Annotated in this window: 26 protein-coding genes; 8 read left to right on the top strand and 18 right to left on the bottom strand. The window is 60.9% G+C overall.

Annotated features, from left to right (window positions below; genetic code table 11):
• Positions 1 to 13 precede the first annotated feature (13 nt).
• Positions 14 to 673, top strand: coding sequence for a Crp/Fnr family transcriptional regulator (locus tag CAK95_RS20490; RefSeq protein WP_245303477.1), 660 nt, complete (start codon positions 14 to 16; stop codon positions 671 to 673).
• An 84-nt stretch (positions 674 to 757) separates the two neighbouring features.
• On the opposite strand, the gene CAK95_RS20485 is transcribed toward CAK95_RS20490, so the two are convergent.
• Positions 758 to 2,134, bottom strand: a complete 1,377-nt coding sequence (locus CAK95_RS20485; protein ID WP_086089596.1) for a glutamate-1-semialdehyde 2,1-aminomutase — start codon at positions 2,132 to 2,134, stop codon at positions 758 to 760.
• Between the two features lie 309 nt (positions 2,135 to 2,443).
• A complete protein-coding gene (locus CAK95_RS20480) occupies positions 2,444 to 2,746 on the bottom strand; it encodes a hypothetical protein (RefSeq protein WP_086089595.1) in 303 nt (100 codons plus the stop codon).
• 385 nt (positions 2,747 to 3,131) lie between these two features.
• On the opposite strand from CAK95_RS20480, the gene CAK95_RS20475 reads away from it, so the two are divergent.
• A complete protein-coding gene (locus CAK95_RS20475; protein WP_086089594.1) occupies positions 3,132 to 3,377 on the top strand; it encodes a DUF3551 domain-containing protein in 246 nt (81 codons plus the stop codon).
• 79 nt (positions 3,378 to 3,456) lie between these two features.
• On the opposite strand, the gene CAK95_RS20470 is transcribed toward CAK95_RS20475, so the two are convergent.
• The 3 genes from CAK95_RS20470 to CAK95_RS20460 form a co-directional block, all read right to left on the bottom strand.
• Complete coding sequence (locus tag CAK95_RS20470; protein ID WP_086089593.1) at positions 3,457 to 3,942, bottom strand: GNAT family N-acetyltransferase; 486 nt, start codon at positions 3,940 to 3,942, stop codon at positions 3,457 to 3,459.
• Between the two features lie 181 nt (positions 3,943 to 4,123).
• On the bottom strand, positions 4,124 to 4,591 hold the full coding sequence (locus CAK95_RS20465) for a hypothetical protein (RefSeq protein ID WP_086089592.1): 468 nt from the start codon (positions 4,589 to 4,591) through the stop codon (positions 4,124 to 4,126).
• A gap of 296 nt (positions 4,592 to 4,887) precedes the next feature.
• Positions 4,888 to 5,679: an outer membrane protein gene (locus CAK95_RS20460; RefSeq protein ID WP_245303476.1), complete on the bottom strand. Its 792-nt coding sequence runs from the start codon at positions 5,677 to 5,679 to the stop codon at positions 4,888 to 4,890.
• Positions 5,680 to 5,851: 172 nt separating this feature from the next.
• Between CAK95_RS20460 and CAK95_RS20455 the strand changes: the two genes are divergently transcribed.
• Positions 5,852 to 6,310: a DUF488 domain-containing protein gene (locus CAK95_RS20455; RefSeq protein ID WP_086089591.1), complete on the top strand. Its 459-nt coding sequence runs from the start codon at positions 5,852 to 5,854 to the stop codon at positions 6,308 to 6,310.
• A 3-nt stretch (positions 6,311 to 6,313) separates the two neighbouring features.
• On the opposite strand, the gene CAK95_RS20450 is transcribed toward CAK95_RS20455, so the two are convergent.
• On the bottom strand, positions 6,314 to 7,543 hold the full coding sequence (locus tag CAK95_RS20450) for an MFS transporter (protein WP_086089590.1): 1,230 nt from the start codon (positions 7,541 to 7,543) through the stop codon (positions 6,314 to 6,316).
• Positions 7,544 to 7,643: 100 nt separating this feature from the next.
• Between CAK95_RS20450 and CAK95_RS20445 the strand changes: the two genes are divergently transcribed.
• A complete protein-coding gene (locus tag CAK95_RS20445) occupies positions 7,644 to 8,411 on the top strand; it encodes an AraC family transcriptional regulator (RefSeq protein ID WP_086089589.1) in 768 nt (255 codons plus the stop codon).
• A 114-nt stretch (positions 8,412 to 8,525) separates the two neighbouring features.
• Positions 8,526 to 9,260 (top strand): cellulose biosynthesis protein BcsS, encoded by a 735-nt coding sequence (gene bcsS, locus CAK95_RS20440; RefSeq protein ID WP_086089588.1) that lies wholly within the window; start codon positions 8,526 to 8,528, stop codon positions 9,258 to 9,260.
• Positions 9,261 to 9,312: 52 nt separating this feature from the next.
• Here bcsS and CAK95_RS20435 read toward each other — a convergent pair whose 3' ends face one another.
• The 9 genes from CAK95_RS20435 to CAK95_RS20395 all read right to left on the bottom strand — a co-directional run bounded on the left by CAK95_RS20435 (position 9,313) and on the right by CAK95_RS20395 (position 18,227).
• Complete coding sequence (locus CAK95_RS20435; protein WP_086089587.1) at positions 9,313 to 10,482, bottom strand: ABC transporter permease; 1,170 nt, start codon at positions 10,480 to 10,482, stop codon at positions 9,313 to 9,315.
• Positions 10,479 to 11,411: an ABC transporter ATP-binding protein gene (locus CAK95_RS20430; protein WP_086089586.1), complete on the bottom strand. Its 933-nt coding sequence runs from the start codon at positions 11,409 to 11,411 to the stop codon at positions 10,479 to 10,481. Before CAK95_RS20430 ends, CAK95_RS20435 begins: the two co-directional genes overlap by 4 nt.
• Before the next feature lie 13 nt (positions 11,412 to 11,424).
• Positions 11,425 to 12,255 carry an HlyD family secretion protein gene (locus tag CAK95_RS20425; protein ID WP_245303475.1) on the bottom strand — a complete coding sequence of 277 codons (831 nt, stop codon included), beginning with the start codon at positions 12,253 to 12,255 and terminating at the stop codon, positions 11,425 to 11,427.
• Positions 12,255 to 12,974: a TetR/AcrR family transcriptional regulator gene (locus tag CAK95_RS20420; protein WP_086089585.1), complete on the bottom strand. Its 720-nt coding sequence runs from the start codon at positions 12,972 to 12,974 to the stop codon at positions 12,255 to 12,257. The genes CAK95_RS20425 and CAK95_RS20420 overlap by 1 nt, the downstream gene beginning before the upstream one ends.
• 224 nt (positions 12,975 to 13,198) lie before the next feature.
• Positions 13,199 to 14,821: an NTP transferase domain-containing protein gene (locus CAK95_RS20415; protein WP_086089584.1), complete on the bottom strand. Its 1,623-nt coding sequence runs from the start codon at positions 14,819 to 14,821 to the stop codon at positions 13,199 to 13,201.
• Positions 14,818 to 15,573, bottom strand: a complete 756-nt coding sequence (locus CAK95_RS20410; RefSeq protein ID WP_086089583.1) for an XdhC family protein — start codon at positions 15,571 to 15,573, stop codon at positions 14,818 to 14,820. Before CAK95_RS20410 ends, CAK95_RS20415 begins: the two co-directional genes overlap by 4 nt.
• The gene (locus tag CAK95_RS20405; RefSeq protein ID WP_086089582.1) at positions 15,570 to 15,905 is read right to left on the bottom strand and encodes an XdhC family protein; all 336 of its coding nucleotides are present in this window, start codon (positions 15,903 to 15,905) and stop codon (positions 15,570 to 15,572) included. Before CAK95_RS20405 ends, CAK95_RS20410 begins: the two co-directional genes overlap by 4 nt.
• Before the next feature lie 51 nt (positions 15,906 to 15,956).
• Complete coding sequence (locus CAK95_RS20400) at positions 15,957 to 17,162, bottom strand: vWA domain-containing protein (RefSeq protein WP_245303474.1); 1,206 nt, start codon at positions 17,160 to 17,162, stop codon at positions 15,957 to 15,959.
• A 135-nt stretch (positions 17,163 to 17,297) separates the two neighbouring features.
• Positions 17,298 to 18,227 carry an AAA family ATPase gene (locus tag CAK95_RS20395; protein WP_086089580.1) on the bottom strand — a complete coding sequence of 310 codons (930 nt, stop codon included), beginning with the start codon at positions 18,225 to 18,227 and terminating at the stop codon, positions 17,298 to 17,300.
• A 214-nt stretch (positions 18,228 to 18,441) separates the two neighbouring features.
• On the opposite strand from CAK95_RS20395, the gene CAK95_RS20390 reads away from it, so the two are divergent.
• On the top strand, positions 18,442 to 18,948 hold the full coding sequence (locus tag CAK95_RS20390) for a VOC family protein (protein ID WP_086089579.1): 507 nt from the start codon (positions 18,442 to 18,444) through the stop codon (positions 18,946 to 18,948).
• 163 nt (positions 18,949 to 19,111) lie between these two features.
• On the opposite strand, the gene CAK95_RS20385 is transcribed toward CAK95_RS20390, so the two are convergent.
• The 3 genes from CAK95_RS20385 to CAK95_RS20375 all read right to left on the bottom strand — a co-directional run bounded on the left by CAK95_RS20385 (position 19,112) and on the right by CAK95_RS20375 (position 22,888).
• The gene (locus CAK95_RS20385; RefSeq protein WP_086089578.1) at positions 19,112 to 19,933 is read right to left on the bottom strand and encodes an FAD binding domain-containing protein; all 822 of its coding nucleotides are present in this window, start codon (positions 19,931 to 19,933) and stop codon (positions 19,112 to 19,114) included.
• Between the two features lie 20 nt (positions 19,934 to 19,953).
• A complete protein-coding gene (locus tag CAK95_RS20380) occupies positions 19,954 to 22,317 on the bottom strand; it encodes a xanthine dehydrogenase family protein molybdopterin-binding subunit (RefSeq protein WP_086089577.1) in 2,364 nt (787 codons plus the stop codon).
• Positions 22,318 to 22,417: 100 nt separating this feature from the next.
• Positions 22,418 to 22,888 carry a (2Fe-2S)-binding protein gene (locus tag CAK95_RS20375; protein WP_086089576.1) on the bottom strand — a complete coding sequence of 157 codons (471 nt, stop codon included), beginning with the start codon at positions 22,886 to 22,888 and terminating at the stop codon, positions 22,418 to 22,420.
• 317 nt (positions 22,889 to 23,205) lie between these two features.
• Between CAK95_RS20375 and CAK95_RS20370 the strand changes: the two genes are divergently transcribed.
• Positions 23,206 to 23,853, top strand: a complete 648-nt coding sequence (locus CAK95_RS20370; protein WP_086089575.1) for an alpha/beta hydrolase family protein — start codon at positions 23,206 to 23,208, stop codon at positions 23,851 to 23,853.
• Between the two features lie 194 nt (positions 23,854 to 24,047).
• Positions 24,048 to 25,010: a Bug family tripartite tricarboxylate transporter substrate binding protein gene (locus tag CAK95_RS20365; protein ID WP_086089574.1), complete on the top strand. Its 963-nt coding sequence runs from the start codon at positions 24,048 to 24,050 to the stop codon at positions 25,008 to 25,010.

Genomic DNA, 25,010 nt, shown 5'->3' with positions numbered 1-25,010 from the left:
CCGGAGAGACTTGATGGATATCCCGCTCCTAGCACAGATTGCAGCCAGCGTCGGCATTGCCCTGACCGTGGTGCAATATTGGATGAAGACGATGATCCCGCTGCGCATCGTCGGCATCGGCACCAATGTCCTGTTCCTGTTTTATGCGGGCGTATCCGGCATCTGGCCGACCTTTGTCCTGAACTGTATCGTGCTGCCACTCAACCTCTATCGCGTGCATGAGATGCGCCAGTTGATCCGCCGCACGCAGCGCGCCGCGCGCGCCGATCTCGACATGACCTGGCTGCAGCCGTTCATGAGCCGGCGCAAGACCAAGGTGGGACAGGTGATCTTCCGCAAGGGTGATATCGCCGAGGCGATGTATCTCGTCGTGTCCGGCCGTTTCATCCTGGAGGAAATCAACGTCAACCTCGAGCCGGGCGCCGTGGTCGGCGAACTCGGCCTGCTCTCGCCTGAAGGCTTGCGGACAGCGACATTGATCTCGCAGGAAAACGGCGAATTGCTCTCGCTCTCCTACGAGAAATTCGAAGAGCTTTATTACCAGAACCCGGAATTCGGCCTTGGCTTCCTCAAGCTCACCAGCAAACGGCTGTTCGAGAATATCGCGCGGCTGGAGGCGGAACTTGCGACACGCCCCCCGCGCGTCATGCCGCCATCATTGACGAAGCACTAGAAAGCGACCCAAAGGATCGCAGCTTCAGCCTTCACTGATCAAGTTGCTATTTCTCGTGCTCAACCGGCCCTCAGAGTCCGACGTTTACACAGCGGCGAGTTTTGGCGGCATCGCGCGCTTGGTGAATGCAGGCTGTACCGACCGCCCGACAAGATAAGCATCGACTCCAGTCTCCAGCGCCTTGCGATAGACGGAAAGCGCGCGGTCGATGGCCTCGATCGTTTGATCGATATCGTCGTCCGAATGCGAATAGCTGACAACAAATGACGGAGCCAGGATGCCGCGACGAATCGTTTCCTGAAGAAACAACGTGCGGAACGTCTGCGAGGGAATACCGTCGCGATCGCAGCAACGGTAGACGAGATTGGCCGGCCGGCCGACAAGTTGGAAATGCTTCTGCAAACCGTGATGGGCAGCAACAGCCTCAACCCCTACTCTCAAACGCAGTCCTTGCCGCTCGAGCGTCTCGATCACCGGCTCCTCACGGTAAAACTTCATGACCGCAAGAGCGGCCGCCAGAGCATGCGTCTCCGCGCCATGTGTCGTCGAGAGCAGGAAGACACGGTCGCGATCGTGATCGAGCCCGCCAAGCTGCATGATGTCGCGCTTGCCGACCAGCGCTGAAATAGCAAAGCCATTGCCGAGCGCTTTACCGAAGGTCGACAGGTCCGCTTCGATGCCGTGGTGACGCTGGGCTGAACGTTGGGGCCAGCGAAACCCGGTAATCATTTCGTCGATGATCAGAAGTGCACCATGGCGATGGCAGAGATCCCGCAGCCCGATCAGAAAGCCGCGTGCGGGTTCAACATCCTTCTCTGCCTCCATGATCACAGCAGCAATGCGTCCGGGATGGGCAGAGAACAGCGCTTCCACGCCGGCCAGATCGTTATAGCGAAACGTCAGCGTCAGGCGCTTCACGTCCTGCGGGATGCCGGCATTCATGGGCGTCGTTCCGATCGCCCAATCGTCGTAGGAGTAAAACGGATGGTCTGCACAGAGCGCGACGGCGTCCCTGCCGGTATAAGCGCGCGCGAGACGAATAGCGGCGGTGGTCGCCGTAGAGCCGTCCTTCGTAAACTTGACCATCTCCGCGCCGGGCACGACTTCAAGAAGATTTTCCGCGCACTCTGCTTCCAGCGGCGAGGGCCGGGTGAAGTTGATGCCCCGCTGTATCTGTTTGACGGCAGCCGCAACGACTGGCGGAAAGGCATGGCCAAGCGCAACGGCACGCAATCCCATGCCATACTCGATAAACGCATTGCCATCGACATCCCAGACGTGACAACCAGTGCCGCTGGCAATGAAACCGGGAGCCAATACCGGATATTGGTCGTCGCCCTTTGCGTAAGTATGGGCCCCGCCAGGGATCAGCCGATGGGCCAGCGGGCGCAGTTCGTCAGAAGCTGCAAAATGATCCGATGTGGGAGAAACGAGATTGCGATCGAATTCGGGCGACAACATTTTGAATGCTCCCATTCTCAAATTTTTATGCCGTACTTACGCTCCGCGGCGGTTGAAACTTTTCCGCAATACAAGCCGCGTTCGGTAACATCATCCGTCCTGAGATTCCGCAAAATTTGACGGATATCAAATTCAGCATGTCAATTTCTGATCGCAGAACCGCCGGTTGCTAATGCGAACAGAGCGGTCTCACGAGATTGATGAAGACGATTGGATTTGATCAAGACAATTGGTAGCCGCCTTTTCCAAACAGACGCATGTCTGCGTGCGGCGATTTCACGCTGGTGCTGCTTTTTTCCGGAACGTCAATCAGTGTGGCGTCGGTTTCCAACTGTCGACGCTTCGCAGTAAAATTATCGGCACCTCGTCAAAACCGGGTTGCGCGCCCTGCTCTATCCCGCGCACGACCACCTGAGTGATCGTATCGCGAATTTCATCTTTCGAGAGAATGCCCTTGTCCACGAGCAAACGGACCAGCTCGGTTAAAACCTCCGTATAGCCGCTAATGATGGCCGCCGTTCTCTGATCCACGGTAAAGCTAACTCTGTTTTTTGGCTCTTGCGTCCAACGCCAATTGAGCCCATCAGCGGCGATCGGGCCCGCAGCAGCCACATCGCCGCGCCGAAGAAAAATTTAATAGAAAATTATCGTGCAGAGTTGAGCGTTATCAAATACTCGTCCAGGCAATTTGCCTTCGCAGACGATCAGTTCGACTGAACGAACTGGAGTTTTGCGTCCCAGTCACAAGAGCAATAAGACGCATCGATGCGCCGCGCATCCGGCGCGTTGCAAGCATTCGCATTTGTTCATGCATGTTGCACGCCTCGAGGAGAAGGGTTGGGCACCGGCGGTGAAGATGAAAATCGATAGCGGTGCTAAATCACAACAAAACGTTCGCAGCCGCGCTTTAAAAAGTTAACCCATCATCGACCCGAACATGTACCGATCAGAGCCCCTTGCGATAAAGTTGCGCGGGGAGGCCTAGCAGGAGAATGCAATGCGTATCGCGATGTCATTTGCTTTTCTGATCGCAATCGGCTCTGCAGCGATTGCTCAAACTCAACCGCAGCCTCAGCCAAAAGTATCTGCAGAAGAGCGTTTCTGCCTGACGGAAAAAACCTCAGGCGCCGTCAGTTGCGGTTTCGCGACGATGGCGGAATGCTTGGCGGCATCCAATGCCGGTCGCGATGGACAATGCGAACTGAATCCCAGACTGACAACGGGATCCGGCACGCGCCGGTAACAGTCGGCGACAAGTCTGCGCGGCCGGCGCCAATGCCGGCCAACTTTCTGCGTGGCGCAATTTCGATAGACGTTCACTCTCATCGCGGCGCATGTGCGGACAGCGTCAGAGAGAAATAGCGAACACCTGGCAAGATGTTGTCCCAATAAGGCTCTGTTTCACGAAACCCGAGACGTTCGTAGAGACGAGCGGCGGCCGTCATGGATGGCAAACTATCCAGCAGGATCTCGGCATATCCCGCCGTTTCAGCAAATGCGATCGCCGCTTTGGCCAACGCTTTGCCGGCACCCATACCGCGGCCCTTTGGCCGGACATAGAGACGCTTCATTTCGCACGCGCCGGGCCTTTCAAAGGGACGAATGGCCACCGTCCCGACCGTCGGCCCTTCGTCGTCCAGGGCCAGGAAAATCGCCCCTGATGGCAGGGCATATTTCCCCGGCAACGTCGCGAACTCGCTCTCGATCCCCTGAAATCCCAGATCGACGTTCAGAGACGAGGCATATTCCTCGAAAAGAGCACGGGCCTGAAGGAAGTCCGCCTGTGTGATCGCAAGCTCTATTTTCATCTCTGATGATCGATGTGTCCCGGTTGGCTGATGACGTCAGCGCGTAACCCCGCAGCGATATGGCAACAACTATGGCGTGCCTATCGCTCCGATGACAAAAATAAAAAGACCACGAAATGAGGAGGGTGCGCGTAGGCGCAGAGCACCGTTTCTCAGAATACAACTAATGCTGCACCTCGTCTCACTTCACGTTCTGAACGCTCTTCCCGTCGCCTTCGATCGTAGCAAAAGCATCGAGGCCGTTCTCGCGACATTTGGAGACAACGCCAGCGACGTCCAGACGGTCTTGTGACAGCTCCACCAGCCTGGCGCTGCGGATATCCCCATTTGCGGTCTCTACCGTCACGACAAACGGCCGAAATCCCACCCAGCGGCCGGGGGCGGTCTGTGCATTCAATTGTCCGCAATAATACTCGGTCTGTGCCGGCGATTTCGAAAACCTGGTCCAGCGGAATTCAGCAAAGGCGGGATCGGGTGTTTCGACCAGAACGCTGCGCCGGATGATGGCCTTTTCCTCGTCGCTGAGCCGGCGCAGCTCGCCGTCTGGCGACCGTGCCGGTATACCGACCCCAGGCAACGTTGCCGTTTGAGGGTAGCAGCCGGTGCAGGTCAGCAGAAGGATGGCAAGGAGGGGTAATTTTCGGACCATAAATCACTCGGAATAGCGCAGGCAGTACGGCAACCAGCCAATTGAAGCCAATTTAAGAGCAGCTCAAATTTTAAGAGCGGCCAAGGTATTTGGCGATACCCGCCCTGCACCAAATGTCCAAAACGCGGCCAATTGGCAACACCCCGCCAGCGTGGGACACAACGTACAGACGCTGAGGTGTGGAAAAGAAAAGGCCCCGAGACAGGGCCCCGTGTCCCGAAGCCGAAGTTCGCTCGATTTTGCAGCACCCTCGAGAGCGAACTTCGGATTCAGAACACTAGCACAGGCACTGTATTTCAAAACTTGTAGTTCAGTCCAAGCCGAGCGACATGAATGTTGAGATCGCTTGTCGACAGAGTGGCCGTTGCGTCGATCAAAGCCGGATTCGGAATAGGACCGGATACGCTGTCTCCACCGTCGAGCGCGTAATACAAATATTCAGCGCGAATGGTCCAGTTTGATCCGAGCAGGTGTTCAAAACCGCCACCCACGACATACCCGGTGCGAGTGTCGTCTGAGGTCAGGTTTGCCGCCGAAGAAAACGGAAAACTGCCATTGAATACGGCGTTTGTGCTCACGCTGGCCCATGCAAAGCCGCCGGTCGCGTAAATTAAGCTGCGATCGAAAGCAAAGCCGATTCGTCCACGAGCACTTGCGAGCCAATCAATTTCCTGAGTGATCCCCATAGTGCCACCCGGAGATCCTGGCGCTATGGACGAAAAAGTCGTGACGCTGGCCGACTTTTTCAGGAATGAGCCGGAGATATCCGCCTCGACGCCGAACACCCAGTTGCTCGCTTGCCAATTATAACCGATTTGGCCGCCAACGATGGCGCCTTCTGAATTAAGGGTCGTCGTGACCGGAAAAAAGAAGAAGTCGGGCGGAGCAACCGCAGTTTGTGAAAGTGAAGCCGACCCGTCGCGAGACCATCCGTAACCGACATGGCCGCCGACATAAAAACCAGTCCAGGAGGGGGCCAGTTCAACAGGTGCCGTCTTGTAGACGGGACGCGCTATATCGGCGGCCAATGCCCCCGAAGCGATCATGGCCAAAGCGGCCGCAGTTGCTGCTGTCAAAAGCGCGTTCATTGCCAACTCCCCTATGCCCTTATATTTTCGTTGGAAAAGCGTAATTCCCCCGATGCCGAATCATATGGTTTTCGGCGAATCCCGGGGCAAAATCATCGCAACTGTGGCCGCAAAGCCACGCAGACGTCTCAGGAACCTGTAAGGCGCGTTCAGTTGCCCTTCGGAAAGCCCAATGGCCGCCCCTGCACTCTTCACGATCGGCTATGAGCAGACCCGGCCCGATGCCGTGATGGCGGCGCTGAAGAAGGCCAGGGTGCAATTGCTGGTGGATACTCGGGCTGTCGCCGCCTCGCGCAAGCCGGGCTTCTCCAAGCGACAGCTTGCGGCAACGCTCGGCGAAAACAGCATCGCCTATTTGCATCTGCAGAAGCTCGGCACGCCGGCCGAGGGGCGGCAGGCCGCGCGCTCCGGCCAGATCGACAAGCTCTGGCGCATCTACGACAAGCACCTCAAGACGCATGACGCGATCGAAGCGATGGACGAACTGTTGTCGATCGTCCGCTCGGGTCGCCGGGTGTGCCTCCTCTGCTTCGAGCGCGATCCCGGTCATTGCCACCGCAGCCGTATCGCGCAGATCGTCCACGAGCGAACCGGCGCCAAGGTTACCGACCTGATGCCGGAATCTGTTTGACAATCACTCCGCTGGCACGGCCACAGGCTTTTGCGCTTCGGCGCCCGAGACCATGAAGGCAAGGCCGAGCGTCGCAAGGAAGAACACCAGGCAGATCCCCGCCGTCACCATGAGAACGAGGTCGAAGCCGCCGCGCTCATGCAGGAAGGCGATGGTCGCAACCGCGGCCCCCGCCGTGACGAACACGAGGAAATAGCGCACCGCATAGACCCGCCCGCGCCACGCGTCAGCGGTGTAGCGCGCCAGCACGATATCGTTGACGGTCACCTGCCCGTAGACACCGGCCATCGCCAGCGCGAGCGCGACCAGCAGCATTGGTCCCGTGGCCACCACCGCCCAGGCCGCACCGATAAACAGCATCAACGTCACAGCGACAAACAGCACGTGCGGCGCGAACCATTCCACCAGCCGCCCGACCGCAAGCTGCGCAATGCCGCCAACCACGAACACCGCGGTGGCGATGCTGCCGACGGCGACGAGTGAGATCCCCTGCCCTGCGCGCTCGTCGATCAGTTTCGGCAGCGCCACCGTGATGACGTTAAATGCCATGCCAGCGCCGAGCGCGATGATGATGAACAGGCCGAACAGGATGAAAGTCGAGGTCCGGCTCAAGCGCACATCAGGACTCGACTTGCGCGCGGCCTTGCCGTGGCTGTCATTCTCCACGAGCCAGAGATAGGCAATGCCGCTGAGAATGCAGATCGCGCCGGGCACGAAGAACGCGGCACGCCATCCAAGATAATAGGCAATCAGCGCAGTGATGCCTGCCGCCAGCGCGACACCCATATTGCCGCATACGCCGTTGAACGCCAGCGTGCGGCCCCGCGCCTTCGACGCTTCGATCAGCATCGCCATGCCGACCGGATGATAGATCGCCGCGAACATGCCGAGCGCGCCAAGCGCGATGCCGAGCGAAATCAGTCCCGGCGCCAGCCCGGCCGCGAACAGCGACCCGCCACAGCCGAACCAGAACAGCGCCATCATGTTGCGCCGGCTCCAGTGATCGCCGAGCCAGCCGGCCGGCAGCGAGAAGATGCCGAATGCCAGAAATGCCGCGGTCGAGAGTGCGATCAGTTCGCCATAGGTTTTCGCATAAACCGCCTCGAGCCCGATCACGACCGTTGGATAGATCAGCAGCACGTAATGGTCGGCGGCATGCGCCCAGTTGAGAAATCCGATGGAAATGCGGGTTTGGCGAGACGTCTCATCGGTCGTGGCAGTTGCGGCAGTCATCAAAGCACCCAGCAGGATTCGATCCTCGGAGATTACGCTTGCCCAATGGCGATGTTAGGCCGATTATCGTCGCAAATGGGCCAAGCGCCGGGAGTCCCTCATGCAGCCCGAATACCGGAACAACCGCGACGATGCGCCCCGCGTCGTCGGCGCCCTCGCCAAATCGTTCGCCGATGGCGAACACATCCCGCCGCATCTGCACAGGCGTGGCCAGCTCATCCACGCCATCGCGGGCACGATGAAGGTCGAGACCGACGATGCCGCCTGGATCGTGCCGCCCGCCCTCGCACTATGGATGCCGCCGGCCTACCCGCACAGCATGGTCATGCGCGGCGATCTGGCCATGCGCACAATCTACATCGATCCAGCGGCCTGCTTGACCCTGCCGCAACAGCCGATCCTCGTCGAGATCGGCGGCTTGTTGCGCGAATTGATCCTCGCCGTTCTGGACGAGCCGCTCGACTACGATGAAGCCGGGCGCGGCGGGCTGATCGCAAAGCTGATCCTCGCCGAACTCGAACGCATGGAGGAGCGCAAGATGCATGTGCCGATGCCGCGCGATACGCGTGCGGCCCGTGTCGCCCGCGCCTTGCTGGCGCAACCGGACGCAATAGGCGGGCTCGATGACTGGGCCGAGAAAGCAGGCGCCAGCCGCCGCACGCTGGCGCGGCTGTTTCGCGTCGAGACCGGCTTCAGCTTCAACGAATGGCGTTCGCGCCTGCGCGCCATCGATGGGCTTGCTCGCTTGTCGAATGGCGAGCCGGTCGGCTCCGCTGCAGCGTCAGTCGGCTATGCCAGCGCCAGCGCCTTCTCGGCAATGGTCCGGCGCAATTTCGGCGAAGCGCCGCGGAAAATGATGCGGGGTTAGATACGCCGGCCATGATGTAACAAAGCGCTGGTATTAAGCAACCAACAACCATAGCATCATCATACCGATGGGCTGAGATGCGTCATCAGCTCGCCTTCGTTGCGAGTTGCGTTCATGTGTTGCGTTCGGGTGCTGTTCGCGGCGCTTCTCGCGGCCGCGGCGTCGTTCTGTTTGTGCGACCGAAACGCCCGCGCCGATGTCTATCGGCGTTACGATGACACCTATCTGATCTTTTCGGGCACCGATCTCTGGCGTCACGGATCGTTTTCTTATGGCGGGCTGTTGTGGTCGCCGGGCCTGCTCGATCGCGAGGGCTTCACCTTCAAGACGATGATCGGCAGCGGCACCTATCGCTATCGGTCCGGCGGGCTCGGCAATATCGATGTGATTGGTTCGCAGGCGGTCGGCTTTGCCATGCCGGGCTGGCGCTTCATGCGCGACAAGACCGTCGTCAGCGTGTTTGCCGGGCTCGATGCGCAGTATCACTATCTGTTGCCATACGATCCCGGCAACAAACTCGCCGGCACGCATGTCGGCATCCGCGGCGCGATCGAGTTCTGGTATGAGCCGACCGTGCATACGATGTGGACGGCCGATGCATCCGTGTCGTCCGTTGGTCCAACCTATTCGGCACGTATCGCCTATGGCTGGCGCCTCTTCGATGCATTTTATGCCGGCCCCGAAGTCGCAGGCTTCAGCGACGACAATTACAGACAATTCCGCGCCGGCCTGCACATCACCGGACTAAAATTCCACTTTCTCGAATGGTCGGCCGGATTGGGTTGGGCGACCGACAGCGACGACCGCAACGGGCTTTATGGCCGGATCGGTTTTTTCGCGCGGCGTTAGTTTTTTGTCATTCCGGGGCGCTGCGCAGCGGCGAACCCGGAATGACGGCTGTTCAATCCAGCGTCCTTCTGAACCGCGTCACCGCCACTGTCATCGCCACCAGCATCAGCACGAAAAGCGCAATCGCATCGTACTGCAAATTCTCCAGCGTCGAGCCTTTCAGCATGATCGCGCGGACGATGCGGATGTAATGCGTCAGCGGCAAAGCCTCGCCGATCCATTGCGCCCAGACCGGCATGCCGGCGAACGGGAACATGAAGCCCGAAAGCAGGATGTTCGGCAGAAAGAACATCAACGACATCTGCATCGCCTGAAGCTGGTTCTGTGCAATGGTCGAGAAGGTGTAGCCGATCGACAGATTGGCGGCGATGAACAGCGTCGACAACGCCGCCAGCAGGCCGAGGCTGCCGAGGATCGGCACGCCAAACAAGAGGACGCCGACGCCGATGATCAGAGCCGCCTGGATGAAACCGACCAGCACATAGGGAATGATCTTGCCGAGCATGATCTCGATTGGCGTAATCGGCATCGCCAGCAAGGCTTCCATCGTGCCACGCTCGATCTCGCGCGTCACCGACAACGCTGTAAAGATCAGCATCGTCATCGTCAGGATGGTGCCGACAAGGCCCGGCACGATGTTGAGCGAGGTTTCGGCCGCCGGATTGTAGCGCGCATGGGTGCGGAATTCGAACACCGGCTGGCCGGCATCGGGAATGCCGCGATCGTTCTGCAATGCCGTCCGCACCAGTTGCCCCAGCGCGCTGAGCGCCGAACCGGATGCCACCGGATCCGTGGCGTCTGCCGCCACCAGCAATGATGGCTTTTCGCCCCGCCGCACCGCGCGTTCGAAACCACGCGGAATCTCCACGCCGAACAGCACCTTGCCTGAAGCGAGCAATTGATCGAATTCCGCTTCATCCTCGACCTGGTGCGTCACCTTGAAGTAGCGCGTGTTCTGCAACGCCTTCAGCACCGACCGGCCTATATCGCTGTGTTCCTGCAGCAGCACCGCCGTCGGCAGATCGCGCGGCGTAGTGTTGATCGCATAGCCGAACAAGACGAGCTGGATCAGCGGGATCATCACGATCATCGCAAACGACACGCGGTCGCGGCGAAGCTGGATGAATTCCTTGATCAGCATGGCCCACGTGCGCCACCAGAACGCAGTCCACGCGGAGACGCGGCGTGTAGCAGCCGCGTTGGATGGCGCTTGAACGCTCATTGGAAGTTGTCCTTGGCGCGGCCCATCAGGTCGATGAACACGTCTTCCAGCGTCGGATCGGATTTCTTCCAGACGAGCCCGGGCCTGTCGCGATAGGGCCTGATCGCCTCCTCCAGCGCCGCGCCGTCGCGCCCGGACACATGTAGGCTGTTGCCGAAGGCCGCGACCATGTCGACACCGGCCTTCTCCTGCAAGTCATGCAGCAGGCCGTTCATATCCCTGCCGCTGACATCGTAGGTGACAAGACCCGCCTGCCTGATCACCTCATCGACGGTGCCATGCGTGAGCAATTCGCCATAAGCGATATATGCGATCTCATGGCAGCGTTCGGCTTCGTCCATGTAATGCGTCGACACCAGCACGGTGAGCCCCTCCGCGGCCAACGCATGGATCTCGTCCCAGAATTCCCGGCGCGCCTTTGGGTCGACGCCAGCGGTCGGCTCATCGAGCAGAAGCAATCGCGGATTTGGCAGCGTGCAGGCGCCAAGCGCCAGCCGCTGTTTCCAGCCGCCGGACAATTCGCCGGCAAGCTGTTCTTCGCGGCCCTTCAAACCGAGCCGCTCGATCATGTCGCGCGCGGCCTTTGCGGGATTTCTCATCAGATGCAGACGCGCGACGAATTCGAGATTCTCGCGCACCGACAGATCCTGATAGAGGCTGAATTTCTGCGTCATATAGCCCACATGCAGCTTGATCTGGTTCGCCTGCGTGCGGATGTCGTAGCCAAGGCAGGTGCCATCGCCTTTGTCAGGCGTCAGAAGGCCGGTAAGCATGCGGATCGTCGTCGTCTTGCCCGACCCGTTCGGCCCGAGGAAGCCGTAGATCGTCCCCTTTCTCACCTGCATCGACAGGTCACGTACCACGACGCGCTCGCCGAAGGACTTGGTCAGTCCATGCACGTCGATCGCGATGTTCGCGTCATCGGTCATGTCGTTACGGCCGTCACTTCGAAACCGGCTTGGGCCTGGGTGTCGGTGTTGTCGAGGCTGTCGGCATTGGCGCCGCCCGCGGTATGAGCGTCACGTCGACCGGCTGACCGACGCGCAGGGCGTTCGGATCTTTCGGCTTGGCCTCGACGAGATAGACAAGCTTGTGTCGCTCCTCCATCGAATAGATCACCGGTGGCGTGTATTCGGCATAGCGCGAGATGAAGGTGATTTTGCCCTCCATATCCGGCGGGCAGCCGTCGCAACCGAAACGGATCGGATCGTCGATGGCAATGCGGGCCAGCAGCGGCTCGGCGACGTAGAAGCGCACCTTCACATTGCCGGGTGGCAGGATCGAGACAATGGAGCGCCCGACCGGTACCGTTTCGCCCGGCCGGTAATAAACCTGCTGCACCAGCCCTTCGACCGGACTGAGCAACTTGCGGCGGGCAAGGCGCGTCTGCGCGGCATCGAGCCTTGCCAGTGCCTCGCGATAAAGGGCCTGCGCGACATCGAAATCTTTCTGTGTGCCGGAGCCGGATTTCGCCAGTTGCTGCGCGCGATCGAACGCCTGTTTGGCATTGCTCAAGGTCGCCTGCGCGACACCGAGATCGGACTTCTGCAGGTCGGAATCGAGCACGACAATGAGCTGATCTTTCTTGACGGTATCACCCTCGCGCACCAGCAATTGCTCGATACGGCCCTGTTCGTCAGGACTGACGAAGATGAAATCGCCCTCGATCCATCCCTGCAGCTTGCCGTCATCTTCCTTGGCGCATCCCGCAGCAGCAAGGCACAGCACGAGGCCCAGCAGGACGGCCACAGCCTTCATCCATTGCCGCAGCATCACGCGCCCCCGCGATCGAGAAGAATGTCGATATGCGCTTTCAGCATCGCCCGCGCGTCGAGTGGCGAGAACGTGCCAAAGACGCTGTTCCAGATGACGGCGACGAGCAAAGGCGCTCCGAGCAACTGGGGAAATTCGATCAGGGCCTTGTGGCGCAATTCGCCGCGATCCACCGCACGCTGCAGCACCACGCGCAATGCCGCGATCACCCTGCTCAACACTTCGCGATGATAAAATTCAGCGAGTGCGGGAAAGCGCGTGCCTTCGGAAATGATGAGACGGATGATATCCTTGCGCCGTGTGGTGAGCACTTCTCGCACCATCACATCGACGATGTTATCGGCGAGCATGCGGAACGGCACATCGGTCGTAGCGAAAGTCTCGATATGGCCGACAACCGGGCTCAACATCGAGCGCGCCAGTTCCTGGAACAAAGCTTCCTTATCGTCGAAGTAGAGATAGATCGTGCCCTTGGCGACACCGGCGCGCTTGGCCACGTCTTCCAGACGCGCGGCGGCAAAGCCGGATGCGGAAAACTCTTCCAGCGCGGCGGTGAGGATCGCCTCCTTCCGCGCGGCGCTGCGCACCTCGCGCGCGCTTTGTGTTCTTGTGCCTCGCGCCTTTGCTGCCTTTGGCTTTGCGCCTTGCGACGCCGCAACCGGCGTTTCCGGCCGCAAACTTTCCAGACGCGACGTTAAACGCGATGGCTTTTCCGGCATCCTGCGCCTCCGCACCCCTTCGACCGTGAAGCCGTTCCGCCTCGACGTGTCTCTCGGCTTCTCTAAAATGACTGACCAGTCAGTCATAACAATGATGAGACGGGGACGCAAGGCCGTGGCCACAGAAAAAGCGGCCGCGCAGGGCACGGCCGCCAGAACAAATCCTCAAAAGTTAGATCAACGGAGAAGCTCGGCCCCGAACAGCACCCGCTGACGTCAGACGATCAATGGCGCTCCAGCTCGGCCTTCACCGCCGCAAGAGCGTCCGGCGTATCGACATCGATCAGCGCGCCCTGCCCGGTCATCGGCACCTCGATAACCGCTTCGGGATATTTGCCGATCAGAAAGCGGGCACCCATGTCGCCTTGCAGTGCCATCAATTCCGGGAAGAACCGGCGCGACCACAGCACCGGATTGCCGCGCTTGCCGTCGATCACCGGCACCGCGATCAGCGCGCTCTTGTCCGGATCGTAAGCTGACATCAGCTTGTCGATCAGAACGCTGTCCACCTGCGGCATGTCCGCCAGCATCACCACCGCACCGTCGATATCCGCCGGCAAGGCCGCAAGGCCGGTGCGCAGGGATGTCGACAGGCCATCGGCGAAATCGGGATTATGCGCGAACCTGACGGGCAGATCTTTCAGCGCATCGGTGATGGTCTCGCTTTGATGGCCGGTCACGACGACAACCGACTGCGCCTGCGACTTCAGGGCGGCCTCCGCCACGATCCGCGCCAGCGGCTTGCCGGTGATTTCCGCCATCAGCTTGTTGGGGCCACCCATCCGGGTCGAGCGTCCCGCCGCAAGGATCACCGCGGCGAAGCGTCCGGTCTTGTCGACGACTGGCTCCTCGCGCGGCTGCGGCCGGGTGACGATTTCCATCAAGAGCCCGCCGACACCCATGCCGGTGATGTCTTCGCGGGTCACCGGAAGTCCGGCGAGCAGGCGCATCAACACCCAGTCGAACCCGTTTTCCTTCGGCGAGCGGGCGCAGCCCGGTGCCCCCAGGACCGGCCGGCCATGCGCCGAGCCGATCAGCATCAGATTGCCGGGATCGACCGGCATGCCGAAATGTTCAATCGTGCCGCCGACCGCTTCGATCGCCGCCGGAATAACGTCGCGCCGGTCCGCGATCGCCGATGCGCCGAATACGATCACGAGTTCGGCGCCTTCGTTCTCGACTTCGCGGATGGCTTTGGCGAGCGCCGCCTGATCGTGCGGCACACGCCGCTCGGCGATGATGCGCGCGCCGGCCGGCTCGAGCCGGTCGTCGGTGATCTTCAGCGTCTTGTCGATCACTTTCGGCGACAGTCCGGGCAGCAATGTCGAAACAACGCCGACCTTCTTAATCTTGTAAGGCGCCACACGCACCAGAGGCGTTCCTTGATGCGCGGTCTTCATCGCCGACAGGAAGATATCGCCGGCCACCGCGAAAGGAATGATCTTCACCGTCGCCAGCATCTCGCCTTCGACCACTGGCTTGTAGGCCGGCAATGTTGCGACGGTGACGGATTCATCGATGCGGTTCATCGCATCGATCTGCGCACGGTCGACAACAAGGACGCCCGCCTTCTCGGCAAAGAGATTGCAGCGGCCGGTAAACGCTGCATCCGTGCGAACGCCCTCGCCCGCCGACGCTTCGGCAATCGCAGCGGCGGCCTCGTCTTCCGAGACGTCACCGGCATCGAGGTGCGCCACCACGATATCCGCAATACCGGCCGCCTTCAGCGCTGCGACATGTGAGGCGTCGATCACCGTGCCCTTCTTGAGCACGAGTTCGCCTTTGCGGATGGTGTGCACGGCCGTTCCGCCCAGTGCGTCCTCAGGTGATACGGGACCGAATTTCATGCTGTTTCCTTGCCGGCCCGCAAACCCCGTTCATTCCCGCGAAGTTCCGGGTCCCCGCTTTCGCGGGGAACGGACAGTGGTTGCCGCAGCTTTTCGGTGATCTGGCCGATGATCGACACCGCAATCTCCGGCGGCGACACAGCACCGATATCGAGCCCGATCGGCGCGTGAATGCGCGCGATCTCGTTGTCGCCAAAGCCCTGTGCCTTCAGCCGCTCGACCCGGCGCGCATGCGTCTTTCGCGAACCCAGTGCGCCGATATAGAAACAGTCTTTCGACAACGCGTGCGTCAGCGCCGGGTCGTCGATCTTCGGATCGTGCGTCAGCGCCACGAAGGCGGTGTAGCGATCGATCTTCATCGGCGGCAGGACCTCATCAGGCCATTGCGCCAGCACTTTCACATCGGGAAATCGCTCGGGCGTCGCGAAGGCGGTGCGCGGATCGACGATGGTCACGTCATAGCCAAGCAGCTTCGCCATCGGTGCCAGTGCCTGGCTGATATGGACCGCGCCGGTGATGACAAGCCGCGGCGACGGCACATGCACGGTCAGGAAAAACTTTCCGGCCGGCGTCTCTTCCATACCGCTCTTGCCGCTGCGGATATGCTTGTCGAGCAACTCATGCAGCGGATCGGCGGCGATATCGGCGCCTTTCACAAGCCGCTGCTCGCCAGTCGCGACATCGGTGACGACGATCGCCCCGCGCCGCGCCCCGCGCTCTTCGTTGAGGGCTTTGAGGATCGAGAGTTTCAATCCACCTTCTCCACATACACGCGGATGGTGCCGCCGCAGGACAGCCCGACTTTCCAGGCGGTCTCGTCGGCCACCCCGAATTCCAACGTCTTGGGCTTGCCGCTTTCGATCACATCGATGGCTTCGGTCACCACCGCACCTTCCACGCAACCGCCCGACACAGAGCCGAGGAAATTGCCTTCCTCATCGATAACAAGATTGGAGCCGACCGGCCGCGGTGCCGAGCCCCATGTTTCCACCACCGTGGCCAGCGCCACACCGCGCCCTGCCTTTCGCCACTCCTCAGCGGCGTGGAGGATGTCTTCGTCGGTGGCCAGCGAATTCTGAGTCATTTGAGTCATCTCCGCCTGTTCCTTGAATCACTTTGCGCGCACGTTCATGCGTTACGCGACCTTGTTCAACCAATACTTCGCCTCGGCCTTGCCGTCGCCATCGGCCGAGAGCGCCCGGCACAGATCCTTCATCGCATTGAGATTGTGAATGGGGCGCAATTCGTCAACGTATGGCAGCATCATCCGGATGCCGCTCGCCTTCGCCTCGAAGCCCTCAAACCTTAACAGGGGATTGAGCCAGATCAGCCGCCGGCACGAGCGATGCAGACGATCCATCTCGAAGGCCAGTTGACCACCCGGCTCGCGTTCGAGTCCATCGGTGATCAGCAGCACCACCGCGCCCTGCCCGAGCACCCGCCGTCCCCATTGCCGATTGAAGGCGGCAAGCGAGGGCGCGATGCGCGTGCCGCCGGACCAGTCGAGCACGCCGCCCGAACAAGCAGCCAGGGCTTCATCGGGGTCCTTCGCCTTCAGCGCGCGCGTCACGTTGGTCAGCCGCGTGCCGAACAGGAAAGTGGACACGCGTTTGCGATTATCCGTCACCGCATGAAGGAAATGCAGAAACAGCCGCGTGTACTGGCTCATCGAACCGGAGATATCGAGCAAGGCGACGATCGGCGGCTGTTTGGTCTTCGGCCCGAGATATTTGAGATCGATCACCGCTCCACCCGCCTTCATGCTGGAGCGCAAGGTGCGGCGCAGATCGATCATATGGCCGTGACGCGAAACCTTGAGACGGCGCGTCTTCACTTCGTCGAGCGGCAGCACCAGCTGCTTGATCGCCTGCTTGGCCTCGGCAATCTCGGCCGCCGACATCTGCGCGAAATCTTTTTTCTCCAGCACCTCGCGATCGGAGACCGTCAGCCGCGCATCGACCTCGACCTCTTTCTTGTCCTGCGGCTGCTGTTTCTTCTCGTTCTTGAACATCGCATCGAGCACGCGCTTGGCGGCGGGAGGCGGCGGCGCATTGTCAGGCTGCGGCATGGTCTGCGGCAGCATCATTGCCATCAGCTGATCGAAATAAGCGCGCTTGCGGAAGAAGATCTGGAACGCCTGCTCGAACAGGATCGAGTGTTCATGCCGCTTCACGAACACTGAATGCAGCATCCAGTAAAAGTCCTCGCGCGTATTGATGCCGGCAACGCGCAGCGCTTCGAGCGCGTCCATCACCGAACCGGGGCCGACAGGAATGCCCGCGGCGCGCAGCGCGCGCGCGAAGTAAACGATGTTTTCGGCAAGACGGCCTTGTTGTTCCATCCTTACTCTCTCAACCGTCATTCCGGGACGCGCCGAAGGCGCGGACCCGGAATCCAGGGCAACACGCACGGTATTCGCGGCCCTGGATTCCGGGTTCGCGAGCTACGCTCGCGCCCCGGAATGACGAAACACAAATCACTCCGCCGCTCTCAACTGCGAGCGCACATCGTCGAGAATTTCCTTCACCTTGGTGCCGTCGAGACGCGCGATATCGTCCTGGTATTTCAACAGCACGCCGAGCGTGTCGGACACCGTCACCGGATCGAGCGCAACGACATCGAGTTCGGACAAGGCCGTCGCCCAGTCGAGCGTCTCGGCAACGCCCGGCGCCTTGAACAATTCCTGCTTGCGCAGCCGCTGCACAAAATGAACGATTTCGGCTGACAAAGCCTGCGCGATGCCCGGCACCTTGGTGCGCACGATCGAAAGTTCGCGTTCAGCATCCGGATAGCCAACCCAGTGATAAAGACAGCGCCGCTTCAGCGCGTCATGGATCTCGCGCGTGCGGTTCGAGGTGATGATGACGATCGGCGGATGCTGCGCCTTCACCGTTCCCATTTCCGGGATCGTCACCTGATAATCGGCCAGCACTTCGAGCAGGAACGCTTCGAAGGCTTCGTCGGTGCGATCGAGTTCGTCGATCAGCAGCACCGGCGCGCCGGCCGTGTCCGGCTCCAGCGCCTGCAGCAGCGGCCGCTTGATCAGGAAGCGGTCGGAGAACACGTCGTGCTCCAGGCGCTCGCGATCGGTGTTGCCCTCGGCCTCACCCAGCCGGATCGCGATCATCTGCGCGGCGTAATTCCATTCATAGACGGCAGCAGAAACGTCGAGGCCTTCATAGCATTGCAGCCGGATCAACCGGCGGCCGAGCGTCTCAGCCAGCACCTTGGCGATCTCGGTCTTGCCGACGCCCGCCTCACCTTCAAGAAAGAGCGGCCGCCCCATCTTCAGCGCCAGAAACAGGACGGTCGCCAGCGAGCGATCGCCGACATATTGCCCGGCAGTCAGAAGCTTCAGCGTATCGTCGATGGAGGACGGAACGGAGCGCGACGTTGATTTGTTCAAGCGAAGACCTCTAAGCGTTCGTCATGCGCGGGCTTGACCCGCGCATCCCGCTTAGGGAGGCACTATGCCCCGCCTTATCGGGATGGCCGGGTCAGGCCCGGCCATGACGGATCGTGGATTCAGGTCAGCAAGCTATGCCAGCTTGCCGCCGGGAGCGTCCAGCTTACATAGGGGCAATATAGCGTCTTTTGAACGCATCACCGAGGGATCAGCCATGTCCGAAAAGCCCGCCTCAACAATCGATCCGGGCGTCCGGATCGGCCATGTGCACCTGAAGGTCGCCGATCTCGAGCGGGCTGTGCCATTTTATCGGGATATCCTGGGCTTCGAGGAAACCTATCGCCGGCCGGGTGCGGTATTCATGTCGGCGGGCGGCTATCACCACCACATCGCCCTCAACACCTGGGAAAGCCGCGGCGGCCAGCCACCGGCGCCGGGCACCACCGGCCTTTATCACATCGCCATCCTCTACCCGACGCGCCGGCTCTTGGCCGACGCGCTCCGGCGGCTGATCGATGCCGGCATCCCGCTCGATGGTGCGAGTGACCATGGCGTCAGCGAGGCACTGTATTTGCGCGATTTCGACGACAACGGTGTCGAGCTGTACTGGGACCGGCCGCGTGAAGAATGGCCGCGGGATGAGAGCGGCGGCATCAAGATGAAGACTGAGCCGCTGAACTTGCGGGATCTGCTGGCGGAACTGGAGACAGAGGTGGCGTAGACTTCAACGCGTGCGGCTCTTGCGTTCCCTCCCCCTGAAAGGGGGAGGGTCAGGGAGGGGGTCGATCAAAATATCGGCCCGAAAAGATGACCCCCACCTGCCCGCCTTCGCTTCACTCAGGCGGTCGACCTCCCCTTTTCAGGGGCAGGTGAAGAAAGAACCGTTACTCCTCATCCTCCCCGCCCCGCTCGTTCGCCGCAGCGACGGCACGCCGCGCCATGACACCGACGAGATGCGCTCTGTATTCGGCGCTGCCGTGGATGTCGCTGTTCATGCCGTCTGCTGACAGCGTGATGCCTTCGAGCGACTTCGGCGAAAAACGCTTCTTCAGAGCTTCTTCGAATTCGGGAATCCGGAACACGCCGTTCGAGCCGGCACCGGTCGCCGCCACGCGAATTTCCGACGAACGCTTCGACACGAACACGCCGACCAGCGCAAAGCCTGACGCCGGATGCTTGAACTTCTGATACGCCGCCTTCTTGACGATCGGGAATGTGATCTCGGTGATGATCTCGTCCGGCTCGAGCGCCGTTGCGAACATGCCTTGAAAATATTCGTCGGCGGGGATCTTGCGCTTGTTGGTCACGATCGTTGCGCCGAGGCCGAGGCACGCCGCCGGATAATCCGCGTTCGGATCGTTATTGGCGACCGAGCCGCCGATCGTGCCGGTGCCGCGCACATGCGGATCGCCGATCGAATCCGGCACGCTCGCGAGCGCCGGCATCACCTCCAGCAATTCCTTCGAATTCGCCACATCACGATGCTTGGTCATCGCCTTGATCGTCACCGTGCGCGGCGTCACCTCGATGCCACTCAGCCCTTCGATCTTCGACAGATCGACGATCAGGTCGGGGCTTGCCAGCCGCTGCTTCATCACCGGGATCAGCGAGTGACCGCCGGCCAGCAATTTCGCTTCTTGATTGGCCGCAAGCAATGCCGCCGCCTGCTTCACTGTCGTCGGGCGTTCGAATTTGAAAGCGTACATGGTTTCCGTCCTCTCGAATTTTAAGCGGCGTGCGCCGGCATGGATTTGCGGAGCGCACGCCAGACCGCCGACGGTGTCGCCGGCATGTCGATCTCTTCTGTTCCGATAGCGTTAGTGATGGCGTTCATGACCGCGGCGGGCGCGGCAATCGCGCCGGCCTCGCCGCAGCCCTTGATCCCGAGCGGGTTGGACGGACAAACCGTTGTCGTCATGCCGACCTCGAAGGTCGGAAAATTCTCCGCGCGCGGCATCGCGTAATCCATGAACGAGCCGGACACGAGCTGGCCGTCCTTGTCATAGACCGCGTGCTCCAGCAGCGCCTGGCCGACGCCCTGGGCGATGCCGCCATGCACCTGACCTTCGACGATCATCGGATTGATCACAGTGCCGAAGTCATCGACGGCGGTCCATTTGGCGATGGTGGTCGCACCCGTATCCGGATCGACCTCGACTTCGCAGATGTGGCAGCCGGCGGGGAAGGTGAAATTGGTCGGGTCGTAGAAGGCGCTTTCCTTCAGTCCCGGCTCGATCTCCTGGGTCGGGAATTTGTGACCAATATAGGCCTGTAATGCCAGATCGCCGAAACCGATCGCCTTGTCGGTGCCGGCGACGGTGAACTTGCCGTCCTTGAATTCGATATCACCTTCGGCGGCCTCAAGCAGATGCGCAGCGATCTTCTTGGCCTTGGCCTCGACCTTGTCGAGTGCCTTCACGATCGCCGACATGCCGACCGCGCCGGAGCGCGAGCCGTACGTGCCCATGCCGAACTGCACCTTGTCGGTGTCGCCATGCACGATCGACACCTGATCGATCGGAATGCCAAGACGATCCGACACAAGCTGGGCGAAGGTGGTCTCATGCCCCTGCCCGTGAGCGTGGCAGCCGGTGAGAATTTCGACGGTGCCGGTCGGATTGACTCGCACCTCTGCTGATTCCCATAAGCCAACGCCGGCACCGAGCGACCCTACCACCGCCGACGGCGCGATGCCGCAGGCCTCGATGTAGTTGGAATAGCCGATGCCGCGCAGCTTGCCTTTCTTCGCGCTTTCGCGTTTGCGCTTGGCAAAGCCCTTCGCGTCATGGATCTCCATTGCTCTCGAGAGCGATGCGTCGTAATCGCCGGCGTCATAGAGCGAGGCGACCACCGTCTGATACGGGAAGGTCTTGACGAAGTTCTTCTTGCGCAGCTCCGCCGGATCGACGCCGAGCTCGCGCGCCGACACTTCGATCAGCCGCTCGACAACGAATGTCGCCTCCGGCCGCCCCGCGCCGCGATAGGCATCGACCGGCACCGTGTTGGTATAGACCGAATCCACCTCGCAATAGATCGACGGGATCGCGTACTGGCCCGACAGCAATGTCGCATAGAGATAGGTCGGCACCGCCGAGGAGAAGGTCGACATATAGGCGCCGAGATTGGCGATGGTTTTCACTCGCATGCCGACGATCTTGTTGTTCTCGTCGAAGCCGAGTTCGGCATGGGTGACATGGTCGCGCCCATGCGCATCGGTGACGAAGGCTTCGCTGCGATCGGCGGTCCATTTCACCGGACGTCCGGTCTTCTTCGACGCCCAGAGGCACACCACCTCTTCGGGATAGATGAAGATCTTCGAGCCGAAACCGCCGCCGACATCCGGCGCGATCACCCGCAGCTTGTGCTCGGGCGCAACGCCGACGAAGGCGGAAATCACCAGCCGCGCCACATGCGGGTTCTGGCTCGTGGTCCAGAGCGTGAAATGCTCAGCCCCGGCATCGTATTCGGCAATCGCCGCACGCGGCTCGATCGCATTCGGCACGAGACGATTATTGATGAAATCGAGCCTGGTGATGTGCTTGGCCGATTTCATCGCGCCGGCGTTCGCATCAGCATCGCCGATATGCCACCGGTAGATCGTGTTGTCGGGCGCGACATCGTGGATCTGCTGCGCGCCCTGCTTCTGCGCCTGCGCCGGATCGGTGATCGCCGGCAGCACCTCGAAATCGGTGGCTATCTTTTCGGCCGCATCCTTCGCCTGCGCCAGCGTTTCCGCGATGACGACGGCATAAGCATCGCCGACATGGTTGACCTTGCCGCGCGCCAGCGCCGGATGCGGCGCCATGAGCATGGGCGACCCATCCTTGGAATGGATCATCCAGCCGCAGATCAGATTGCCGAGCTTGTCGGCCGCGAAATCGTCGCCGGTGTAAACGGCGATCACGCCGGGCATCTGCGATGCCGCCGCGACATCGATCTTCGCCAGCCTCGCATGCGCATGCGGCGAGCGAACGAAAGAGGCAAAGGTCTGACCCGGCCGGGCATGGTCGTCGGTGTAGTGGCCCTTGCCGGTGATGAAACGCTGGTCTTCCTTGCGGCGCACCGCCGCGCCGATTCCGGTCGCGTTCATGGCGCTCTCCCTGACGGATTCCTTCCCGTTGCGGCCAGTTTCTCTGCACGTAACGGGCAGATTCTTGCCCGTTACGGACAGTTTCCGATGTCTTCTCGCGTTATGCCTTCATCGCCTTCGCGCCGGCCGCGATCGCTTTGACGATGTTGTGGTAGCCGGTGCAGCGGCAGAGATTGCCATCGAGCTCGTGTCGAATAGTCTTGTCGTCGAGGTCGTGGCCCTTGCGATTGACCATGTCGATTGCGGCCATGATCATGCCCGGCGTACAAAATCCGCATTGCAGACCGTGGTTTTCGCGGAAGGCTTCCTGCATTGGATGAAGCTGCGCGCCGTTGGCCACGCCTTCGATCGTGGTTATTTTCGCCCCATCCACCTGCCAGGCGAATGTGGTGCATGACTTTCGCGCCACGCCGTCCACATGCACGACGCAGGCCCCGCATTGCGAGGTGTCGCAGCCGACATGGGTGCCGGTCAGACGCAGGTTTTCACGCAGGAATTGCACCAGTAGCGTGCGCTCATCGACATCGGCGCTGGTCGCTTTACCATTCACGGTCATCGTGACGGATGCCATGAGGTCCCTCCTCAAAGACAGATTCGAAGTGTTTTTGGCACGAAACCGGCCGGATGGCTCCCTCCGGAGCTGAAATCTCGCCGTTTTCCGCAAATTAGAACAGGAACAACTCTGAACCGCGCGCGTGCGCCGGTCAAGCGGCGGATTGGCGCCCCACCTCGCCTGTCACAATCCGGGTTATGGCCGGAGCCTAGGGTGGGCAGCGGCGCGTTGGGCAGGCCGGCCGTTAGGAGGAAATTAGCCAAAGCGTCGTAGGTAATTTTCCGTTTACGACATCGCCTAAAACTTACCGTATTGCGTAACGAGTAAAGCGTACCATGAAACTCGCCTTGGGACTCGCAGCCGCGGGCCTTGCAGCGGCGCTGACCGTCTCGCCTGCAGCCGCGCAATCTCCCGTCAAACCTACCGCCCTGCTCTTCAACGGGCTCGCCCAATATCAGCCCGGCGCTTTGACGCCGCTCGCGCCGCTGGCCAACGATCTACGCCGCCAGGGCTGGCGCGTTCTGATCGACACGCATCTTGGCCTGTCGACCCGCGATGAAGAGCCGGTGCTGATCATCGGCCATTCGGCCGGCGGTGCCCGCGCCTACATGTTCGGCAAGCGCATGGCCGATGAAGCGAAATTCCATCCGACGATCATCACGCTCGATGCCGCCACGGTCTGGGGCGATGTGTATCGATGCCCGGTCGAGAACTGCATCAACATCCACAGCCCGACTTATCCGAAGATCCCCGGCTCCTATAATCTCGCCTCGCGCAAGGTGACCAACTCGATCGTCACGCACGTCTCGATCCCGTTCAATTCGGATGTCCGTAAAGCGATCCTTCGCCAGAGCGCCGAGCTTCTGAACGGCCCCTCGGAGCTCGCCACAATCGTCTCCGCCTATAGCCCGGAGCCGCCCACCAAGGGCCGGTCGGTCGCCGACCTCTGGCGCCGAAACATCAGCCAGCCGCGCGGCGAGTAGAACGTGCTTGTTTGACATTGATCAGGTGAGTGCCCCCCGATCCTCACTTATTGCAAAGCTGCATGAGCGAGCACGACCTACACCTTTGCTTTGAACCGTGAGACTGTGGCCAGCAGCAAAAGTCAAAAAATTGCGGGGGGATGCGAGGGAGATGTTTTTCTTCCCTTAAAGCTCCTCTCTCGGGGAGGCGTCTCATGGCTATCACGCGACGAACATTACTCGCTGGGCTCGCCGTTGCACCGGCGATGGCACATGCCGCCTATCCCGACAGAGCCATCCGCGTCATCGTGCCCTTTCCGCCGGGCGGAGCTGTCGACGTCACAGCTCGCGTCGTCTTTGCTCGCTTCGGCGTAGAACTGGGCAATACACCGATCGTCATCGAAAATGTCCCCGGTGCTGGCGGCAATGTCGCAACCCAGCGCGTCGCGCGCGCCGATCCCGACGGGTACACTTTGCTCTTCACGACCCCCAGCCACACCATCAATCCCAGCCTGACAGCTGATCCCAGCTTGGATGTCGTGCGCGACTTCATCCCTCTTTCCCTGGTCGCGCAGGTGCCAGAGGTGCTGGTCTCGGCGCGTGACGCGCCCTTCAAGACCTTCCAGGAATTCGTTGACTATGCGCGGTCGCACCCGAACGAATTGGCCTATTCCTCCGCCGGCATTGGATCGCACCCGCATGTCGCGATGGAGCTTCTGCTGCGACAACTCAAGCTGCAGGTGCGTCACATTCCTTATCGCGGCGCCGCTCCGGCATTGACGGATCTGGTTGCCGGCCGCGTCGCACTGAAGCTCGATGCATGGGCCACCGCATCGCCACACATCAAGGCTGGCACCATTCGCGCATTGGCCTTTGCCAGTGCACAGCGTGCGGCGGTAGCGCCAGACGTGCCGACGATCGACGAACTTGGCGTCCCAGGTTTCGAAGGAATTTTATGGATGGGCGTCTTGGTTCCCAAGGGCACGCCTTCGGAAGCTTGCGCAACGCTGTCGAAGGCACTTGCTGCCGCGGCAAAAGACCCACAGGTGGCGCAGCGGCTCATGCCGCAAGGTGTTGAGCTGATCGGCAGCACGCCTGACGTCTTCCGTGCGCAGATTGAGCGTGAGATTCCCCAATGGCGTGAGGTCATCCGCGCCGCCAATATCCGTCCGGAGTGA

It is taken from the genome of Pseudorhodoplanes sinuspersici, from assembly GCF_002119765.1.
In the GTDB taxonomy this organism is placed as follows: domain Bacteria; phylum Pseudomonadota; class Alphaproteobacteria; order Rhizobiales; family Xanthobacteraceae; genus Pseudorhodoplanes; species Pseudorhodoplanes sinuspersici.
Note: the sequence above shows the minus strand (reverse complement) of the source record. Positions and strands in the feature narration are given on the sequence as shown.

Excerpts from the sequence above, each read along its gene's own strand:
- CAK95_RS20415 (WP_086089584.1), bottom strand. The coding sequence starts at position 14,821 with ATGAAATTCGGTCCCGTATCACCTGAGGACGCACTGGGCGGAACGGCC.
- CAK95_RS20365 (WP_086089574.1), top strand. The coding sequence starts at position 24,048 with ATGGCTATCACGCGACGAACATTACTCGCTGGGCTCGCCGTTGCACCG.
- CAK95_RS20375 (WP_086089576.1), bottom strand. The coding sequence starts at position 22,888 with ATGGCATCCGTCACGATGACCGTGAATGGTAAAGCGACCAGCGCCGAT.
- CAK95_RS20455 (WP_086089591.1), top strand. The coding sequence starts at position 5,852 with ATGGCCGCCCCTGCACTCTTCACGATCGGCTATGAGCAGACCCGGCCC.
- CAK95_RS20470 (WP_086089593.1), bottom strand. The coding sequence starts at position 3,942 with ATGAAAATAGAGCTTGCGATCACACAGGCGGACTTCCTTCAGGCCCGT.
- CAK95_RS20405 (WP_086089582.1), bottom strand. The coding sequence starts at position 15,905 with ATGACTCAGAATTCGCTGGCCACCGACGAAGACATCCTCCACGCCGCT.
- CAK95_RS20485 (WP_086089596.1), bottom strand. The coding sequence starts at position 2,134 with ATGTTGTCGCCCGAATTCGATCGCAATCTCGTTTCTCCCACATCGGAT.
- CAK95_RS20390 (WP_086089579.1), top strand. The coding sequence starts at position 18,442 with ATGTCCGAAAAGCCCGCCTCAACAATCGATCCGGGCGTCCGGATCGGC.
- CAK95_RS20450 (WP_086089590.1), bottom strand. The coding sequence starts at position 7,543 with ATGACTGCCGCAACTGCCACGACCGATGAGACGTCTCGCCAAACCCGC.
- CAK95_RS20430 (WP_086089586.1), bottom strand. The coding sequence starts at position 11,411 with ATGACCGATGACGCGAACATCGCGATCGACGTGCATGGACTGACCAAG.
- CAK95_RS20445 (WP_086089589.1), top strand. The coding sequence starts at position 7,644 with ATGCAGCCCGAATACCGGAACAACCGCGACGATGCGCCCCGCGTCGTC.
- CAK95_RS20400 (WP_245303474.1), bottom strand. The coding sequence starts at position 17,162 with ATGGAACAACAAGGCCGTCTTGCCGAAAACATCGTTTACTTCGCGCGC.
- CAK95_RS20380 (WP_086089577.1), bottom strand. The coding sequence starts at position 22,317 with ATGAACGCGACCGGAATCGGCGCGGCGGTGCGCCGCAAGGAAGACCAG.
- CAK95_RS20460 (WP_245303476.1), bottom strand. The coding sequence starts at position 5,679 with ATGAACGCGCTTTTGACAGCAGCAACTGCGGCCGCTTTGGCCATGATC.
- CAK95_RS20490 (WP_245303477.1), top strand. The coding sequence starts at position 14 with ATGGATATCCCGCTCCTAGCACAGATTGCAGCCAGCGTCGGCATTGCC.
- CAK95_RS20370 (WP_086089575.1), top strand. The coding sequence starts at position 23,206 with ATGAAACTCGCCTTGGGACTCGCAGCCGCGGGCCTTGCAGCGGCGCTG.
- CAK95_RS20435 (WP_086089587.1), bottom strand. The coding sequence starts at position 10,482 with ATGAGCGTTCAAGCGCCATCCAACGCGGCTGCTACACGCCGCGTCTCC.
- CAK95_RS20385 (WP_086089578.1), bottom strand. The coding sequence starts at position 19,933 with ATGTACGCTTTCAAATTCGAACGCCCGACGACAGTGAAGCAGGCGGCG.
- bcsS (WP_086089588.1), top strand. The coding sequence starts at position 8,526 with ATGTGTTGCGTTCGGGTGCTGTTCGCGGCGCTTCTCGCGGCCGCGGCG.
- CAK95_RS20475 (WP_086089594.1), top strand. The coding sequence starts at position 3,132 with ATGCGTATCGCGATGTCATTTGCTTTTCTGATCGCAATCGGCTCTGCA.
- CAK95_RS20465 (WP_086089592.1), bottom strand. The coding sequence starts at position 4,591 with ATGGTCCGAAAATTACCCCTCCTTGCCATCCTTCTGCTGACCTGCACC.
- CAK95_RS20425 (WP_245303475.1), bottom strand. The coding sequence starts at position 12,255 with ATGCTGCGGCAATGGATGAAGGCTGTGGCCGTCCTGCTGGGCCTCGTG.
- CAK95_RS20420 (WP_086089585.1), bottom strand. The coding sequence starts at position 12,974 with ATGCCGGAAAAGCCATCGCGTTTAACGTCGCGTCTGGAAAGTTTGCGG.